Origin of the sequence: Streptomyces asiaticus (assembly GCF_018138715.1) — a bacterium.
In the GTDB taxonomy this organism is placed as follows: domain Bacteria; phylum Actinomycetota; class Actinomycetes; order Streptomycetales; family Streptomycetaceae; genus Streptomyces; species Streptomyces asiaticus.
This window is the reverse complement of record NZ_JAGSHX010000006.1, coordinates 1,762,341-1,779,276: the sequence shown is the minus strand read 5'-3', so window position 1 is coordinate 1,779,276 and position 16,936 is coordinate 1,762,341. Positions and strand designations below refer to the sequence as shown.

The window sequence follows — 16,936 nt, the reverse complement described above, 5'->3', positions numbered from 1 at the left end:
GAGAAGCGGGGGCGGCGGGTTCTCAGGGTGGTGACAGTCAGAGCAGTGACAGCTGGGCCGGCGGCGAGTCGGCCGGGGCGTCCGGCTGCTCCTCGGTCCGGGCGTCCGGCCTCTCGGACACATTGCGGTGGGTGCCCGACGCGTACGGGCCGATGCCGTACTCGGCGGCGAAGTCGTGCACCATCCCGGTGATCCGCCGCTGGTACCACTTCGGGGCGTAGGACCCGCCCTCGTAGAGCGCGTCGTACCGCCGCAGCAGCCGGGGGTGGTGGTGGGTGAGCCAGGCGGTGAACCACTCACGGGCGCCCGGGCGCAGATGGAGCACCAGCGGGGTCACGGAGCTGGCGCCGGCCTCCGCGATCGCCCTTACGGTGGCCCGCAGCTGCTCGGGGGAGTCGCTGAGGAAGGGGATCACCGGGGCCATCAGCACACCGCACGGGATCCCGTGCGAGGACAGCGTCCTTACGGCGTCCAGGCGCCGCTCGGGCGAGGGCGTGCCCGGTTCGACGGTGCGCCACAGCTCGCCGTCGGTGAAGCCGACCGAGACCGAGACGCCGATGTCGGTGACGCGCGACGCCCGCCGCAGCAGCTCCAGATCGCGCAGGATCAGGGTGCCCTTGGTGAGGATCGAGAAGGGGTTGGCGCGCTCGGTGAGCGCCGTAAGGATGCCGGGCATGAGCCGGTACCGGCCCTCGGCGCGCTGGTAGCAGTCCACGTTGGTGCCCATGGCGATGTGCTCGCCGGTCCAGCGGCGGGAGGCCAGCTCGCGGCGGAGCAGCTCCGGCGCGTTGATCTTCACCACGATCTGGGAGTCGAAGCCGATCCCGGTGTCCAGGTCGAGATAGCTGTGGGTCTTGCGCGCGAAGCAGTAGACGCACGCGTGGGAGCAGCCGCGGTACGGATTCACCGTCCACTCGAACGGCATCCGGGAGGCCCCTGGCACCCGATTGACGATCGAGCGCGCCCGGATCTCATGGAAGGTGATCCCGCGGAACTCCGGGGTGTCGAAGGTCCGGGTGGTCACCGCGTCCGCGGCGAAGAGGGCCGGGGTGGCCGCCGTGTCGTCTCGGGTCAGGTTGTCCCAGCGCATCGCAGGCACCTCCGGGGCTCGCTCGTTACCACAATAGAACACATGTTTGATTGGTTTTCGTCAACCCCGGATTTGGGTCGGTGCCCCTGAGGTGGTTGGCTTGCGCCTGTCAGGGCGTCAAGGGCTGAAGGCGCCACGTCGAGGGCGGAAGGAAATGCGATGGGGCAGGTCGAGGCCACAACGGAGCGGATCGTCACGGGCAAGCCCGAGGATGTGTTCGACGCACTCGCCGACTACCGCGACACCCGCCCCCGGCTCCTCCCGCAGCAGTTCAGCGAGTACGAGGTGCGCGAGGGCGGCGACGGCGAGGGCACCGTCGTGCACTGGAAGCTCCAGGCGACCAGCAAGCGGGTGCGCGACTGCCTGCTGGAGGTCACCGAGCCGTCCGACGGTCAGCTGATCGAGAAGGACCGCAACTCCTCGATGGTCACCACCTGGACCGTCACCCCGGCGGGTGAGGGGAAGTCGCGGGTCGTCGTCACCTCGACGTGGACCGGCGCGACCGGTATCGGCGGCTTCTTCGAGCGGACCTTCGCCCCCAAGGGGCTGGCCCGGATCTACGACGAACTGCTGGCCAAGCTCGCCGCCGAGACGGCCGAATAGCGCCTATGGCGCTGCTTTGGGCGCCGCTCATAGCGCTGGCTATGACACCGCTTAGGGCGCCGATTGTGGCGCCGTTTATGGCGCCCATGGCGTCCTGATCCCGGCTCCGTTCCGCCCCTGCCCCGTCTCCCGACCGAGCGTCACACTCACCGGTTCGGGTGGTTTTCTCCGCGGTTCCGCATACCCCCGTACACACTCTCACCGGGGCGAATGCCGTCCGCGGCCCCTTGTCGGCGATTCGTCGCTGTTTGCCCCCCGTTGCGCGTGATGCGAGAAATGGGCGGCGCAGACGTGACGAGGGGAGAAGGACGTGGGCGGCACCACCGGGACCACCGGCGCCACCGTGCCCAAGCGGCGAGAGAGCCATGAGCACGGCGGGTACGAACCGGCGGGCCCTCCCGCCCACGCCACCGACGACGGAACGGACGACGGAGCCGAAGCCGGCGGCGCCGGGGCGGGTGCGGCGCCGCACCCGGCGGGCGGCGCCGCCCCGGCGCCCGCCCCGCTCAGCCCGCCCCGGGTGCGGATGGTCTTCTTCGGGCTGATGCTCGCGCTGCTGCTCGCGGCCCTCGACCAGACCATCGTCGCCACCGCCCTCCCCGAGGTGGTCGGCGAACTCCACGGCCTGGGCAAGATGTCCTGGACCGTCACCTCCTACCTGCTCGCGGTCACCGTCGTCCTGCCGCTCTACGGCAAGCTGGGCGATCTCATCGGCCGTAAGAGCGTCTTCGTCTTCGCGATCGTCGTCTTCATCGCCGGATCCGCGCTCGCGGGCTGGTCACGCACGATGGAGGAGCTGATCGCCTTCCGGGCGGTGCAGGGCGTGGGCGCCGGCGGTCTGATGATCGGCGTCCAGGCGATCATGGCCGATATTGTTCCCCCGCGGGAACGTGGCCGCTATATGGGGCTCATCGGCGCCGCGTTCGGCCTCGCCTCGGTGGCCGGGCCGCTGCTCGGCGGGTTCTTCACCGACCATGCCTCCTGGCGCTGGTGCTTCTACGTCAACGTCCCCTTCGGGCTGCTCACCCTCGCCGTCGTGGCCGCCGTCCTCAAGGTGCCGGAGCCACCGCGGCGGGCCCGCTTCGACTACCTGGGCGCGCTGTTCCTGTCCCTGTTCTCCACCTGTGCGGTGCTGCTGACGAGTTGGGGCGGCACGGAGTACGCGTGGGGCTCCCGCGTCATCCTCGGGCTCGCCCTGGGGGCGGCGGGTTCGGCGATCCTCTTCGTCGTCGTGGAGTGCGTCGTCCCCGAACCGATCATCCCCATGCGGCTGTTCCGCGACTCGGTCTTCTGCGTCAGCGGGCTGATCGGCGCCGTCATCGGCGTCGCCCTCTTCGGCGCCGCCAGCTATCTGCCGACCTTCCTCCAGATGGTCGACGGCGTCTCGGCCACCGAGTCGGGGCTGCTGATGGTGCCCATGATGGGCGGCATGGTGCTGGCCTCCATCCTCTCCGGACACCTCATCAGCACCACCGGCCGCTACAAGGTCTTCCCCGTGGTCGGCGGGCTGATCTCCATCGGCGGCATGTGGCTGCTCTCCCGGCTGGAGGAGGACACCACCCGCCAGGACTACAGCCTGTGGATGGGCGTCCTCGGGCTCGGCATCGGGCTCGTCCTGCCGGTGCTCATCCTCGCCGTGCAGAACTCCGTGCCCGCGGCCGACCTCGGCTCGGCCACCAGCGCCAACAACTACTTCCGGCAGATCGGCGGCAGCGTCGGCGCGGCCGTCTTCGGCACGCTCTTCGCCAACCGGCTCACCGACCGCCTCCAGGTCGACCTGCCCTCCGGGGCGGCGTACGGGAGCGGCGGCGACGGAACCGGTCTGCCCGACCCCGACTCGGTCACCCCACAGATGGTGCACGCCATGCCGGGCGCCCTGCGTGACGGCTACATCGCGGCGTACGCCCACGCCATACCGCGGATCTTCCTCTATCTCGTGCCGGTGCTCGTCCTGGGCTTCCTGCTCGCCTTCCTCCTGAAGGAGAAACCTCTGGTGTCCCACACCGACTATGCCGTCCAGCAAGACCCGCAAGATCTGCACGACCCCGTGGTGCCGGCCGCGCGCACGGGCGCCAAGGCCCGGCACGCCGCGGCCGCCTCGCCCACCGCGCCGCCACCCACCGCGGGCGTCCCGGTCTGCGGCACGGTCCAGCACCACGACGGCACCTCGGTCCCACGGGCGGCCCTGACCCTCATCGACGTCGGCGGACGCCAGATCGGGCGCGGCGCCACCGGGGAGGACGGGCGGTACGCGCTGAGCACGCCCGGCGCCGGGTCGTACGTCCTGATCGCGGCGGCCGGCGGCCACCAGCCGCGGGCGGTCAGCGTCACCGTCGGGGACCGGCCGGTCGAGCTGGACGTGGTGCTCGGCGGCGCGGGCCGGCTCGCCGGTGCCGTCCTTACGGCGGACGGCACGCCCGTAAGGGAGGCGACCGTCACCCTGACCGATGTGCGCGGCGAGGTCGTCGCGGCCACCCGCAGCGGCCGCGAAGGGGGCTATGTGATGGACGAGTTGGTGGCGGGTGAGTACACCCTCGCCGCCAGCGCCCCCGCGTTCCGCCCCGCCGCCCTCCCCGTCACGGTCCAGGCCGCCCGCGAGACCCGGCAGGACATCGAACTGGCCGGTGGCGCGGTCCTGCGCGGGGTCGTCCGGGCCACCGGCGGCCGGGTGGTGGAGGACGCCCGGGTCACGCTGCTGGATGCCGCGGGCAATGTGGTCGACACGGCGACCACGGGCCAGGACGGCGCGTTCCGCTTCATCGACCTGTCGGCGGGCGAGTACACGGTCATCGCGGCCGGCTACCCGCCGGTGGCGACGGTCCTCCAGATCGCGGGCGGCGGCCGTACGGAGCGCGATCTCCAACTGGGCTACGAGGACTAGGGGGCGTCCGGCGGGTTGTCCGGCGGATCGTGACGCCTACGGCGGGCTGTCCCCTCCCCGCCCCTTCCCACAGCGTCGACACGCGGCTCCGCCGCGCGGCGGGGCTCCGCCTCCGGACCCCGGCCGGACGGCCCGGATGTGCGCGGGCGTCCGCCTGGTCTTCCGCCGCGTCGGCGTGCCGCGGTAAGGGGCGGGCTGTTCCCCTCCCCGCCCCTTACCGAACCTGTGGCTCCGCCCCAGGCCCCGGGCCGGGGCTCCGCCCCAGGCCCCGGGCCGGGGCTCCGCCCCAGGCCTCGAGGTTTCGCCCGAGACGTCGGGCCGGGGTTTCGCCCGAGACGTCGGGCAGGGGTTTCGCCCGAGACGTCGGGCCGGGGTTTCGCCCGAGACGTCGGGCAGGGGTTTCGCCTCAGACCCGAGACTCCGGGTCGGGGCTCCGCCTCAGACCCCGAGCCGAGGTTTCGCCCCAGACTCCGGGCTGAGGCTTCACCCCAGGCCCTGGACCTCGGGTCGGGGTTTCGCCCCTTCCCGTAGCGTCGATACGCGGCCCCGCCGCGCGGTGGGGCTCCGCCGCGAGTGCCGGGGTCCAGGGGCGGGGCCCCTGGTAGCGGGAAGGGGCGGGGAGGGGAAAGATCCGCCGGGCGGCGCGCTGCGGCGGCTCCCTCGCACGTACCCGCACATGACACCTATTCGGGTATTGCCTCCCGCAGCCGCCCGCAACAGCCGTACCGTGGGTAGCGCTGTCGCAGATCTTGCGTGCGAAGGAGTCTTCCGCCTATGGAGTACGGCACGTCGCGCTGCGACGACGGCCGGGGCGAGCCGCCCGTGGTGCCGGAGCAGCGCAGGGGTGTCCACGGGAGGATGCCGCTCGCGGTCGTCGTCATCGACGCCGAGGGGCGGGTCACACACTGGAGTTCGGGGGCGCGCAGGCTCTTCGGACCCACGCGCCAACAGGCCGTCGGCCGGCCCGCCGTCGACCTGATGCCGGTCTCGGGGGCGTTACGCGGCGCCGAGGTGCGCACCGACGCGACGGGTAGTCCGGAGCTCGACGACTCGCGGCTCGGCACCGTGTACTACCCCACCGCGGGGCGGGCCCGTATGGCGGAGCCGGGCCATGGTCAGGTGGACGTCCTGTGGTGGGCGTATCCGCTGGTGGGCCCCGGCCCGGAGCGGCTGCTGGTGCTGGCGGCGGACACCAAGGGGGTGGGCGGGGACGCGCTGGGGCGCGGCGACCGGATCGGGCCCGGATTCGCGCTGCACACCGAGTTCCCCGGCGCCGAGCGGCTGGCCGGCCGGCTGCCGGACATCCTGCCCAACATGGGCCCGGCCACGGCCGGCCGGATCGTCGCCCAGGTGCTGGAACTGGGCTATCCGGTACTGGAGATCAGCCACCACGAGCGCGTCCCGGTGACGCCGGACTGGGGGATGCCCCGCTACCGCGAGCGCCGGGCGCGCCAGGAGGCCGTACGCCGGAGCGCGATCGCGGCGGGCGGCGCGCCGGATCAGGCGCACGCCCCCGAGCGTGCGCCTGGTCCCGACGACGTGGACCCGGAGTACGCGCCGGAGGACCCCGACGACGTGGACCTGGAGTACGCGGCGGTCCGTGAGCGGCTGGAGTTCCTCAACGAGGTCAGCGGCCGCATCGGCACCTCGCTGGACCTCGCCCGCACCATCCGCGAGGTTACCAGCGCCGCCGTCCCGCGCTTCGCGGACTTCGCCGGGACCCATCTGCGCGCCCAGGTCCTGGCGGGTGAGGGGTTCCCCGACGGCCCGCCCGACGTCACCACCGTCTGGCACCGCGTCTGGGTCGAGCACAACGACGAACCGGGCCGCTGGGACGACACCGTGCCGGTCGGGGAGAGCATCGCGTTCCCCGAGCACACCCCGTTCTTCCAGTGCATGGTCACGGGCGAGCCGGTGCTGATCCCGCACATCAGCGACGAGGTGGGCGACCGGATCGCCGGGCAGTTCGAGAAGCGCGACCTCAGGCCCCTGATCAACGGCCGGTCGATCCTGATCGTGCCGCTCAAGGCGCGCGATGTGGTGCTGGGATTCATGGTGCTGCTGCGGCGCCCGGGGCGGGAGCCGTTCGACGACATGGACCGCACGACCGGTGCCGAACTGGCCGCCCGCGCCGGGCTCGTGCTCGACAACGCCCGGATGTACACCTACCAGGAGAACGTCGCCGAGACGCTCCAGGACAGCATGCTGCCCCAGGTGACGCCGCGCATGGCGGGCTGCGACACCGCCACCCGCTATCTGCCCGGGACCCGGCTGGGCCGGGTGGGCGGAGACTGGTTCGACACCATCAAGCTGCCCGGGTCGCGCACCGCGCTGGTGGTCGGCGACGTCATGGGGCACGGGCTCACCTCGGCGGCGATGATGGGGCAGTTGCGGACCGCCGTGCAGACCATGGCCGCGCTCGATCTGCCGCCCGCCCAGCTGCTGCGCAACCTCGACGATCTGGCCCAGCGGCTCGGTGAGCACTATCTGGCCACCTGTCTGTACGCCGTCTACGACCCCGTCAGCTCGGAGCTGGTGGTCGCCAACGCGGGCCATATCCCGCCCGTGCTGGTGCGGGCCCAGGACGGCCGCAGCGAGCTGCTGGACCTGCCGACCGGGGCGCCGATCGGCGTGGGCGGGGTGCCCTTCGAGACGGTGACGGTGCGGGTGGCGCCCGGCGACCGGCTGGTGCTGTGCACGGACGGCCTGGTCGAGGTGCGGGGCCAGGACATCGGCGCCGGGATCGCCGCGCTGTGCGAGTCCGCGGCGCATCCGGCGGCGTCCATGGACGACGCGTGCGACACCATCATCCGGGCGCTGGCCGCCGCCGCCCGGGACACGGACGGCCGTGGCGGCCGTAAGGACGACGTGGCGCTGCTGATGGCCCGGCTGAACGGCATACCGGCCGAGGACGTTGCCCAGTGGCGGCTCGCGCTGGACCCCAGCGAGGTCGGGCGGGCGCGCCGGCTGGTCCGCGAGCGGCTGCTGCGGTGGGGGCTGCCGGAGTCCGTGGAGACCGCCGAGCTCCTGGTGAGCGAGGCGGTGACCAACGCGATACGGCACGCCCACACCCACCATGTGCGGCTGCGCCTGGTGCGCACCGACGCCTTGCTGTGCGAGGTCACCGATGACGACCACGAACTGCCGGCGCTGCTGAGCGCGGACCGTGACGCCGAGAGCGGGCGCGGGCTGCGGGTGATCAGCAAACTGGCGCGCGAGTGGGGGACGAGCCGCACGGGGCGCGGTAAAACGGTGTGGTTCGAGCAGGCGTTGACACACCGGGCCGAGACGTTGACGCATCCGGCCGAGCAGGCGTTGCCACACCCGGCCGATCAGACGACGACGCATCCGGCCGAGCAGACGTTGGCACACCCAGGGGAGCGGCGATGAGCGTCTCGGAGCGCTACCGGCAGGCGTGGGAGAGCTACTGGCGGGAGACCTCGGACGCCCCGGGGGACGCCATCTGGGACGCGGACCCCTCGCTGAGCGCCGCCCCGCACCTGGACCTGCTCGCCCCGCACGCCGACACCTCGCTGCCGATCGTCGACCTGGGCTGCGGCAACGGCACCCAGACCCGCTATCTGGCCTCCCGCTTCGGGCGGGCGCTTGGCGTCGATCTGGCCCAGGCCGCGGTGGAGCACGCACGGCGCGCCGACCCGGCGGGCGCGGCGGAGTACCGGCGGCTGAGCCTGACGGACGCGGCCGCGGTGGCGGACCTGGGCCGGCGGCTCGGCGACACGAATGTGTATATGCGGGCCGTCATCCACCAGAGTGACGCCGCCGACCGGCGTCCGGTCGCGGAGGCGGTGGCCACGCTGCTGGGGCGGCGCGGGCGGGGGTTCGTCGTGGAGCTGACCGCCGGGTCCAAGGCCGTGCTGAGGGAGCTGGCGGCGAGCCCGGGCGGTCCGCCGCCGAAGCTGCGCCGGGTCTTCGACCACGGGCTGCGGCCGGCCGACGCGGCGGACAAGGAGGTACCGGAGGTGCTGGCGGAGGCCGGTCTTGAGATACTGGCCGACGGCCCGACGGCCCTGGCCCAGACGGAGCAGTGGCCGGACGGCTCCCGGGTCGATCTGCCGGCCCGCTGGTTCGTGGTCTCGCGGGCGTAGCCCGACGTGGCGGGCGCACCCCGCGCGCCGCAGGCGGGAGCGGTGGACTGGACCAGTTATCCACAGGGGTGGTTCGGGTCGGGCGCGGCGCGTAACGTTTCGAGGCATGAAGATCCTCATCAGCGCTGACATGGAGGGCGCCACCGGCGTGACCTGGCCGGCTGATGTGCTGCCCGGCACCCCGCAGTGGGAGCGCTGCCGCCGTCTGTTCACCTCCGATGTGAGCGCGGCCGTCGCGGGGTTCCTCGATGGCGGTGCGGACGAGGTGCTCATCAACGAGGCGCATTGGAGCATGCGCAATCTGCTGCTGGAGGAGCTGGACGACCGCGCGCAGATGCTCACCGGGCGGCACAAGGCCCTGAGCATGGTCGAGGGCGTGCAGCACGGTGATGTGGACGGGGTGGCGTTCGTCGGCTATCACACCGGCGCGGGCACCGAGGGCGTCCTCGCCCACACCTACTTGGCCAACTCCATCACCGGCGTCTGGGTGAACGGGGCGCGGGCGAGCGAGGGCAGGCTCAACGCACTGGTGGTCGCCGAGTACGGGGTGCCGGTGGTGCTGATCACCGGGGACGACAAGACCTGCGAGGACGCCAAGGACTATGTGCCCGACGCCCGGTGCGTCGCGGTCAAGGACTATGTCTCGCGCTATGCGGCGGTGTGCCGCACCCCCGCCCGCACGGCCGCGGACATCCGGGAGGCGGCGCGCGAGGCGGCGGTGCTGGCGGTGCGCCATGAGCCCGCCCGCGGCGGGCCGTTCACGCTGGAGCTGGAATTCGACGCCGAGCATCTGGTGGGGGCGGCGAGCGTCGTGCCGGGCGTGGAGCGCAGCGGCGAGCGTCGCGTCGCGTACACCTCACCGACCATGTACGAGGGGATCCGCTGCTTCAAGGCCGTCACGACGGTCGTCTCGGCCGCGGTGGAGGAGCAATATGGCTGACGGGGAGCGCGCCGAGGCGATCGACGCCCAGGCGCTCGAGGAGGTGGTGCGGTTCACCTCCGATCTGATCAGGATCGACACCACCAACCGCGGCGGCGGTGACTGCTCGGAGCGCCCGGCCGCCGAGTACGTGGCGGAGATGCTGGGCGATGTGGAGATCGAGCCCACCCTGCTGGAGCGATCGCCGGGGCGCACCAATGTCGTGGCCCGGATCGAGGGCACCGACCGGTCCGCGCCCGCGCTGCTGGTCCACGGCCATCTGGACGTGGTGCCCGCCGAGCCCGCCGACTGGACCGTGCACCCCTTCTCCGGGGAGGTGCGCGACGGGGTCGTCTGGGGCCGGGGCGCCGTCGACATGAAGGACATGGACGCGATGGTGCTCGCCGTCGTCCGGGCCTGGGCGCGGACGGGCGTGCGGCCGCGCCGGGACATCGTGCTGGCCTTCACCGCCGACGAGGAGGACAGCGCCGCCTGGGGCGCCGGCTTCCTCGCCGACCGTCACGCCGAGCTCTTCGAGGGCTGCACCGAGGGCATCAGCGAGTCCGGAGCCTTCACCTTCCACGCCGGGTCCGGGATGCGGATCTACCCCATCGCGGCGGGGGAGCGCGGCACGGCCTGGCTGAAGCTCACCGCGCACGGCCGCGCCGGACACGGCTCCAAGGTCAACCGGGACAACGCGGTCAGCAGGCTGGCCGCCGCCGTCGCCCGCATCGGTGAGCACAGCTGGCCGGTCCGGCTGACGCCCACGGTGAAGTCCGCGCTCACCGAACTGGCCGCGCTCCAGGGCATCCCGGCCGAGGTGGACGCCCCGGACTTCGACGCCGACGCCCTGCTGGCCAAGCTGGGGCCCGCCGCCGCCCTGATCGAGCCCACCGTGCGCAACAGCGCCAACCCCACGGTGCTCGAGGCCGGTTACAAGGTCAATGTGATCCCGGGCAGCGCGACCGCCTATGTGGACGGGCGGATGCTGCCCGGCGGCGAGGAGGAGTTCCACGACACCCTCGACCGGCTCACCGGCCCGGATGTGGAGTGGGAGTTCCACCACCGGGAGCGCCCGCTGGAGGCGCCGATCGACACCCCCACGTACCGGGCGATGCGCGCCGCCGTCGAGCACTTCGACCCGGGCGCCCGCGCCGTGCCGTACTGCATGTCGGGCGGCACCGACGCCAAGCAGTTCTCCCGGCTCGGCATCGCCGGATACGGCTTCTCACCGCTGCGCCTGCCCGAGGGCTTCGACTACCAGGCGCTCTACCACGCCGTGGACGAGCGGGTGCCGGTGGAGGCCCTGCACTTCGGCGTCCGCGTGCTCGACCACTTCCTGAAGAGGGCGTGAGGAACACGGTGCAGCAGCAGACGGCCGTCACGGCGGCCCCTTACGGCCACTGGCCCTCCCCGGTCGACGCCGCGCTCGTCGCCTCCCACGACGGCCATCCGGAGTATGTGGGCACGGTCGGCGAGGAGGTGTGGTGGACCGCGCCGCGCCCCGGCGAGGGCGGCCGCCGCGCCCTGATCCGGCGGCGCACCGACGGCGCCGAGGTCCCGGTGCTGGCCCCGCCGTGGAATGTGCGCAGCAAGGTGATGGGGTACGGCGGAATGCCCTGGGCCGCGGCGGACCGCGCGAGCGGCCCGCTGCTGGTCTTCGTCCACTTCGCCGACCAGCGGTTGTACGTCCATGAGCCGGACGCCCCGGCCGGGGTCGCGCCGCGCCCGCTGACCCCGCTGTCGGCGGTGGGGGAGGGGCTGCGCTGGGCCGACCCGGTGCTCCTCCCGGAGCGCGGCGAGGTGTGGTGTGTGCTGGAGGAGTTCACCGGCGCGGGGCCGACCGATGTGCGGCGGGTCATCGCCGCCGTACCGCTGGACGGGTCGGCCGCCGAGGACCGTGCGGCGGTGCGCGAGCTGACCGACGACCGCCATCGCTTCCTCACCGGACCCCGGCTCTCGCCCGACGGCCGGCGGGCCGCCTGGATCGTCTGGGACCACCCCCGGATGCCCTGGGACGGCACGGAGGTGATGCTGGCCGATGTCGCGGAGGACGGCTCCTTCACCGGCGCCCGGCCGGTGCTGGGCGGGCCGGAGGAGTCGGTCGCCCAGATCGAATGGGCCGAGGACGGCGCGCTGCTCGCGGCCACCGACCGTACCGGCTGGTGGAATCTGCACCGTCTCCAGCCGCCGGAGGAGGCGCCCGGTGCGCGGGAACGGGCCACGGCCGGTCGGCCGGTGGAGCTCTGCCCGCGCCAGGAGGAGTTCGGCGGGCCGCTGTGGAAGCTGGGCCACCGCTGGTTCGCGCCGCTGACCGGCGGTCTGATCGCGGTGCTGCACGGCCGGGGCGCGGCGGCCCTCGGCATCCTCGACCCACGCACCGGCGAGCTCGCCGATGTGCCCGGCCCCTGGACCGAATGGGAGCCGACGCTGGCCGTCAACGGCACCCGCGTGGTCGGCGTCGCGGCCGGCCCGCACAGTGGCCATGAGGTGGTGGAGCTGGATGTCTGCACCGGTCGCTCCCGGGTCATCGGCAGCGCCCACACCGACCCCGTGGACCCCGCCTACTACCCCCGGCCGGAGGCCCGCACCTTCACCGGACCGGACGGCCGGGAGATCCACGCCCAGCTCTACCCACCGCACCATCCCGGCCACACCGCACCGGATGGTGAGCTTCCGCCGTATGTGATCTGGGCCCACGGCGGTCCCACCGGCCGTGCCCCGCTCGTGCTCGACCTGGAGATCGCCTACTTCACCTCGCGCGGCATCGGCGTCGCCGAGGTCAACTACGGGGGGTCCACGGGCTATGGCCGCGCCTACCGCGAGCGGCTGCGCGAGCAGTGGGGCGTGGTCGACGTCCAGGACTGCGCCGCCGTCGCCGGGGCGCTCGCCGACGAGGGCATCGCCGACCGCGCCCGGCTCGCGATCCGCGGCGGCAGCGCGGGTGGCTGGACGGCGGCGGCCTCCCTCACCGCCACGGATCTCTACGCCTGCGCCACCGTCAGCTACCCCATCCTCGACCTGGTCCCCTGGGCCACCGGCGGCACCCATGACTTCGAGTCGCGCTACACCGAATCGCTGGTCGGCCCGTTCGCGGAGGTGGCCGACCGCTACCGCGAGCGCTCCCCGCTGCACCGGGCCGACCGCGTCGGCTCGCCCTTCGTCCTGCTCCAGGGGCTGGACGACACCATCTGCCCGCCCGAGCAGTGCGAGCGCTTCCTGGAGGCGGTCTCCGGGCGCGGCGTCCCGCACGCGTATCTCACCTTCGAGGGCGAGGGCCATGGCTTCCGCCGCGCCGATACGATGATCCGCGCCCTGGAGGCCGAATTGTCGCTGTACATCCAGACCTTCGGGCTGATCAGATCTGATGTGCCCACCCTGGAGCTGCTGAAGTCAGCGGTTCCGAACTCCACTGGAGGAGCGAGTTGACACCCCCATCGGCCCCGCGCATCGTCGGCCGTGATCCGCTGCCCACCGCCGTCGCCGATGCCTGGCCGCAGGGCGGCGAGCCGGAGACCTGGCTGCTCAGCGTCTCGCGGTACACCGCGGCCATGGACGCGGGCGCGCCCGGCGCGATCCTGGACGCCGGGGAGCGGGAGCGGGCCTCGAAGTTCCTGCGGGCGGAGGACCGCGAGCGCTATACGGCGGCCCATCTGGGGCTGCGGGAGCTGCTCGGCGCCTATCTGGGGACAGCCCCGGCCGACGTGCCGTTCACCCGTGAGGATTGCCCCGGCTGCGGCGGGCCGCACGGCCGCCCCGCCGTGTCCGGCACCCCGCTGCACTTCAATATGTCGCACGCCGGCGATCTGGTGCTCTTCGCCTTCGCGGGCTCCCCGGTCGGCGTGGACGTGGAGAAGCTCCAGCCCGCCTCGGTGGTCGAGGGGGTCGCCGAGAGCCTGCACCCCAAGGAGCGCGCCGAGCTGGACGCGCTGGCGCCCGCCGACCGGCCCGCCGCCTTCGCCCGCTGCTGGACCCGTAAGGAGGCCTATCTCAAGGGCCTGGGCACCGGCCTGTCCCGGGACCCGGCGGTCAACTATGTCGGCACCGGGCTCTCCGCCGTGCCGGTCGGCCCGTGGGCGATGACGGACATCCCCGTGGCGGGGGCCATACCCGGGAGCTCCGGCTATGCGGCGGCCATGGCGCTGCTGACATCATTGCCGCATGTCTGACGTCCGGTATCTCGCCGAGGGAACCCGGGCCGCCATCCGCCACACCCGCCGCGAGGACGCCGCGGAGTTCACCAGGCGCGCCCGGGAGAGCATGCCGTTCCACCGCCCCTGGCTCACCCTCCCCACCACCGAGCCGGCCTTTCAGCACTACATCGCCCAGCTGGAGCGCGAGGACCGCGAGGGCTTCCTCGTCCATGCCCGGGAGACCGGTGACCTGGCCGGGTTCATCAACATCAACAACATTGTGCGCGGCGCCTTCCAGTGCGGCTCGATCGGCTACGGTGCCTTTCCGCCCGCCGCCGGGCAGGGCTATATGTCCGAGGGGCTCGGGCTCGTACTGCGCCATGCCTTCGGGCCGTTGGGGCTGCACCGCGTCGAGGTCAACATCCAGCCGGGCAACAAGGCGTCGATCGGGCTGGTGAAGCGCCATGGCTTCCGGCTGGAGGGGTTCTCCCCCGACTTCCTCTATATCGAGGGCGCCTGGCGCGACCACGAGCGCTGGGCCATGACCAGCGACATGCTGGACCAGCGGACCGACCCTGGCTGACGGTGCCGGGGGCCGACCTAAGCGCTCCGCTGGAAGTGTCGCGATGGGTCGTCGGCCGGCTGCGGCGCCGTCGTGGCTGGTCCCACGCGGCGGAGCCGCACATCGACACAGCCGCGGCGGAGCCGCACATCGACGCAGCCCCGCGCCCCTTCGGGGCGCTGCCCGAACCGCAGCGGGCTTCCTCCGACCTGCTCAGGGTGCCGACCGACGGTGCCGGGCGCCGGGTGACGGCAGGGCTGACGGGTCACCATGATCGGTCCGAAGTCGCTCTGTTCAGCGGGCCCGTCGCGTTGTTCCATGGTCACCGGACGGTCGCCGCACCGAGGTGACCCAAGGCAGTCGGAACGAGGCAGCCCGTGGCCACGAGCGTGCGACGTACCACTCTGACCCTTCCCACCGCCCCCGTGGGGCCCGACAACCCCCTGCCCGCGCTGCGCCCCCTCGACGAGGTGCACCGCGTGGACGACCGCACCCGGGCCACCCTCCCCACCGACATGGCCCGTCAGGTCGCCTACGCACCCCTGCGGTCGGTGCTGCCGGTGCGGCTGCGCGACGGCTACGGCCGCGACCGCGCCCCCGCCGCGCTCGACGCCATCGTCCTGGAGAACGACCGGCTGCGGGCCACCGTGCTGCCCGGGCTCGGCGGCCGGGTCCACTCACTGGTCCACAAGCCGACCGGCCGTGAGCTGCTGTACCGGAACCCGGTGTTCCAGCCCGCCGACTTCGCCCTCAACGGCGCCTGGTTCTCCGGCGGGATCGAGTGGAACATCGGCGCCACCGGCCACACCACCCTGTCCTGCTCACCCCTGCACGCCGCCCGCGTCCCCGCGCCCGACGCCGCCGACGGGGGCGCGATGGTGCGGCTGTGGGAGTGGGAGCGGCTGCGCGACCTGCCCTTCCAGGTGGATCTGTGGCTGCCCGCCGACTCCGCGTTCCTCTACGTGGGCGTCAGGATCCGCAACCCCCACCACCTCCCGGCCCCCGTCTACTGGTGGTCCAACATCGCCGTCCCCGAGGACGAGCACACCCGCGTCCTCGCCCCCGCCGACGATGCCTGGCACTTCGGGTACGCCCGCACCCTCAGCAAGGTCCCGGTCCCGGAGTGGGACGGCGCCGACCGCAGCTATCCGCTGCGCGGCGCCTACCCCGCCGACTACTTCTACGAGGTGCCCGACGGCGCCCGCCGCTGGATCGCCTCGCTCGACGCCGACGGCGGCGGCCTCGTCCAGACCTCGACCGATCTGCTGCGCGGCCGCAAGCTCTTCGTCTGGGGCGCGGGCCCCGGCGGCCGCCGCTGGCAGCAGTGGCTGACCGAGCCCGGCACCGGCGGCTACGCCGAGATCCAGGCCGGGCTCGCCCGCACCCAGCTCGAGCACATCCCGCTGGAGGCGGGCGAGGAGTTCGCCTGGCTGGAGGCGTACGGCACGCTGACCGCCGACCCGGCGGCCGTCCACGGCGCGGACTGGGCCGCCGCCCGCCGCGAGACCGAGACCCGGCTGGAGGCCGCGCTGCCGCGCGCCGCCGTCGACGCGGCCTACGCCGCCTGGCGCCCGTACGCCGACGCGGAACCGGCGGAGCGCCTCGCGACCGGCTCCGGCTGGGGCGCGCTGGAGATCGAGCGGGGCGGATTCCAGCTGCCCGGGACGCCGTTCGACCCGGACACGCTGGGGGAGGCGCAGGAGCCGTGGCGCCGGTTGCTGCGCACCGGCGCCCTGCCCGACTGGGAGCCGGGCCCCTCCCGGGCCGACCCCGGCGCCTCCGTGGTCGCGCCCGCCTGGCGCGACCTCCTCGAAGCGGCGCCCTCGACCGCCGCCGCCGAGTACCACCTGGGCGTCGCCCAGTGGCACGCGGGCGACCGCGCCCAGGCCGAGCGCAGCTGGGAGCGGTCGCTGCGGTGCGCGGAGACGCCCTGGACGCTGCGGTGTCTGGCCGTCGCCGACACCGCATCGGGCCATCCGGCGCGCGCGGCGGAACGGCTGCTGCGCGCCGTACGGCTCCTCCTCGCCTCGGCCGCCGCCCCGGAGCCCGAGGCGCCCCCGGTGCTCGAAACGGCGGGAGCGGGGCGGGGCGCGGAGCGGGGGGAGGGCGCTGGGCAGGGCGCGGAGCGGGGGGAGGGCGCTGGGCAGAGCGCGGTGCGGCGGGAGGGCGCTGGGCGGGGCGCGGCCGTCTCAGTGGCCGCGCCGCCCGTCGCCGCCGACCCGCTCGCCCTGGAGACGGCCGAGGCGGCCCTCGGCCGGGAGGCGATCCTCGCGCTGCTCGCGGCCGGCCGCGCCGACGACGCACGAGCGGTCCTCGACGCGCTGCGCCCCGCCATCCGCGCACGCGGCCGCTTCCGGCTGCTGCGCGCCCAGGTCCTGCTGGCCCAGGGCGACGCCCTGGCCGCCCGCGCCGTCTTCGACGAGGGCTTCGAGGTCTGCGATCTGCGCGAGGGCGACGAGACGTTGAGCGACACCTGGTACGCGATCGTGGAACGGCTGGCGACCGGCACCGAGGACCCACTCACCGAGGAGGCCCGCGCCCGAACCCACGCCGACCACCCCCTCCCCGCCCACTACGAATTCCGCATGCGCCCCGCCTAGCGGGCCTACGGCCCGCAGAAACCATGCCGGGGTGCGCCCCCC

11 protein-coding genes are annotated in these 16,936 nt (G+C 73.5%); 10 read left to right on the top strand and 1 reads right to left on the bottom strand.

Annotated elements, in window-relative coordinates; translation table 11 throughout:
* Window positions 1–37 precede the first annotated feature (37 nt).
* The gene (locus KHP12_RS15225) at window positions 38–1,090 is read right to left on the bottom strand and encodes an Rv2578c family radical SAM protein (protein WP_086885150.1); all 1,053 of its coding nucleotides are present in this window, start codon (window positions 1,088–1,090) and stop codon (window positions 38–40) included.
* A 159-nt stretch (window positions 1,091–1,249) separates the two neighbouring features.
* On the opposite strand from KHP12_RS15225, the gene KHP12_RS15220 reads away from it, so the two are divergent.
* The 10 genes from KHP12_RS15220 to KHP12_RS15175 all read left to right on the top strand — a co-directional run bounded on the left by KHP12_RS15220 (window position 1,250) and on the right by KHP12_RS15175 (window position 16,894).
* Window positions 1,250–1,693 carry an SRPBCC family protein gene (locus KHP12_RS15220; protein ID WP_037958771.1) on the top strand — a complete coding sequence of 148 codons (444 nt, stop codon included), beginning with the start codon at window positions 1,250–1,252 and terminating at the stop codon, window positions 1,691–1,693.
* A 526-nt stretch (window positions 1,694–2,219) separates the two neighbouring features.
* Window positions 2,220–4,574, top strand: a complete 2,355-nt coding sequence (locus tag KHP12_RS15215) for an MFS transporter (protein ID WP_372455299.1) — start codon at window positions 2,220–2,222, stop codon at window positions 4,572–4,574.
* 774 nt (window positions 4,575–5,348) lie between these two features.
* Window positions 5,349–7,964, top strand: a complete 2,616-nt coding sequence (locus tag KHP12_RS15210; protein ID WP_246643117.1) for a SpoIIE family protein phosphatase — start codon at window positions 5,349–5,351, stop codon at window positions 7,962–7,964.
* On the top strand, window positions 7,961–8,680 hold the full coding sequence (locus KHP12_RS15205; protein ID WP_086884601.1) for a class I SAM-dependent methyltransferase: 720 nt from the start codon (window positions 7,961–7,963) through the stop codon (window positions 8,678–8,680). Before KHP12_RS15210 ends, KHP12_RS15205 begins: the two co-directional genes overlap by 4 nt.
* A gap of 106 nt (window positions 8,681–8,786) precedes the next feature.
* Window positions 8,787–9,620: a M55 family metallopeptidase gene (locus tag KHP12_RS15200; protein WP_086884600.1), complete on the top strand. Its 834-nt coding sequence runs from the start codon at window positions 8,787–8,789 to the stop codon at window positions 9,618–9,620.
* Window positions 9,613–10,953 (top strand): M20/M25/M40 family metallo-hydrolase, encoded by a 1,341-nt coding sequence (locus KHP12_RS15195; protein ID WP_086884599.1) that lies wholly within the window; start codon window positions 9,613–9,615, stop codon window positions 10,951–10,953. Before KHP12_RS15200 ends, KHP12_RS15195 begins: the two co-directional genes overlap by 8 nt.
* A gap of 8 nt (window positions 10,954–10,961) precedes the next feature.
* Entirely contained in the window at window positions 10,962–13,028 is a 2,067-nt protein-coding gene (locus tag KHP12_RS15190) for a prolyl oligopeptidase family serine peptidase (protein ID WP_211833059.1), read from the top strand.
* Window positions 13,025–13,768: a 4'-phosphopantetheinyl transferase family protein gene (locus KHP12_RS15185; RefSeq protein ID WP_037962488.1), complete on the top strand. Its 744-nt coding sequence runs from the start codon at window positions 13,025–13,027 to the stop codon at window positions 13,766–13,768. The genes KHP12_RS15190 and KHP12_RS15185 overlap by 4 nt, the downstream gene beginning before the upstream one ends.
* On the top strand, window positions 13,761–14,315 hold the full coding sequence (locus tag KHP12_RS15180; protein WP_086884598.1) for a GNAT family N-acetyltransferase: 555 nt from the start codon (window positions 13,761–13,763) through the stop codon (window positions 14,313–14,315). The genes KHP12_RS15185 and KHP12_RS15180 overlap by 8 nt, the downstream gene beginning before the upstream one ends.
* 356 nt (window positions 14,316–14,671) lie before the next feature.
* Window positions 14,672–16,894, top strand: a complete 2,223-nt coding sequence (locus tag KHP12_RS15175) for a DUF5107 domain-containing protein (protein ID WP_211833058.1) — start codon at window positions 14,672–14,674, stop codon at window positions 16,892–16,894.
* Window positions 16,895–16,936 lie beyond the last annotated feature (42 nt).

Excerpts from the sequence above, each read along its gene's own strand:
- KHP12_RS15225 (WP_086885150.1), bottom strand. The coding sequence starts at position 1,090 with ATGCGCTGGGACAACCTGACCCGAGACGACACGGCGGCCACCCCGGCC.
- KHP12_RS15220 (WP_037958771.1), top strand. The coding sequence starts at position 1,250 with ATGGGGCAGGTCGAGGCCACAACGGAGCGGATCGTCACGGGCAAGCCC.
- KHP12_RS15215 (WP_372455299.1), top strand. The coding sequence starts at position 2,220 with ATGGTCTTCTTCGGGCTGATGCTCGCGCTGCTGCTCGCGGCCCTCGAC.
- KHP12_RS15210 (WP_246643117.1), top strand. The coding sequence starts at position 5,349 with ATGGAGTACGGCACGTCGCGCTGCGACGACGGCCGGGGCGAGCCGCCC.
- KHP12_RS15205 (WP_086884601.1), top strand. The coding sequence starts at position 7,961 with ATGAGCGTCTCGGAGCGCTACCGGCAGGCGTGGGAGAGCTACTGGCGG.
- KHP12_RS15200 (WP_086884600.1), top strand. The coding sequence starts at position 8,787 with ATGAAGATCCTCATCAGCGCTGACATGGAGGGCGCCACCGGCGTGACC.
- KHP12_RS15195 (WP_086884599.1), top strand. The coding sequence starts at position 9,613 with ATGGCTGACGGGGAGCGCGCCGAGGCGATCGACGCCCAGGCGCTCGAG.
- KHP12_RS15180 (WP_086884598.1), top strand. The coding sequence starts at position 13,761 with ATGTCTGACGTCCGGTATCTCGCCGAGGGAACCCGGGCCGCCATCCGC.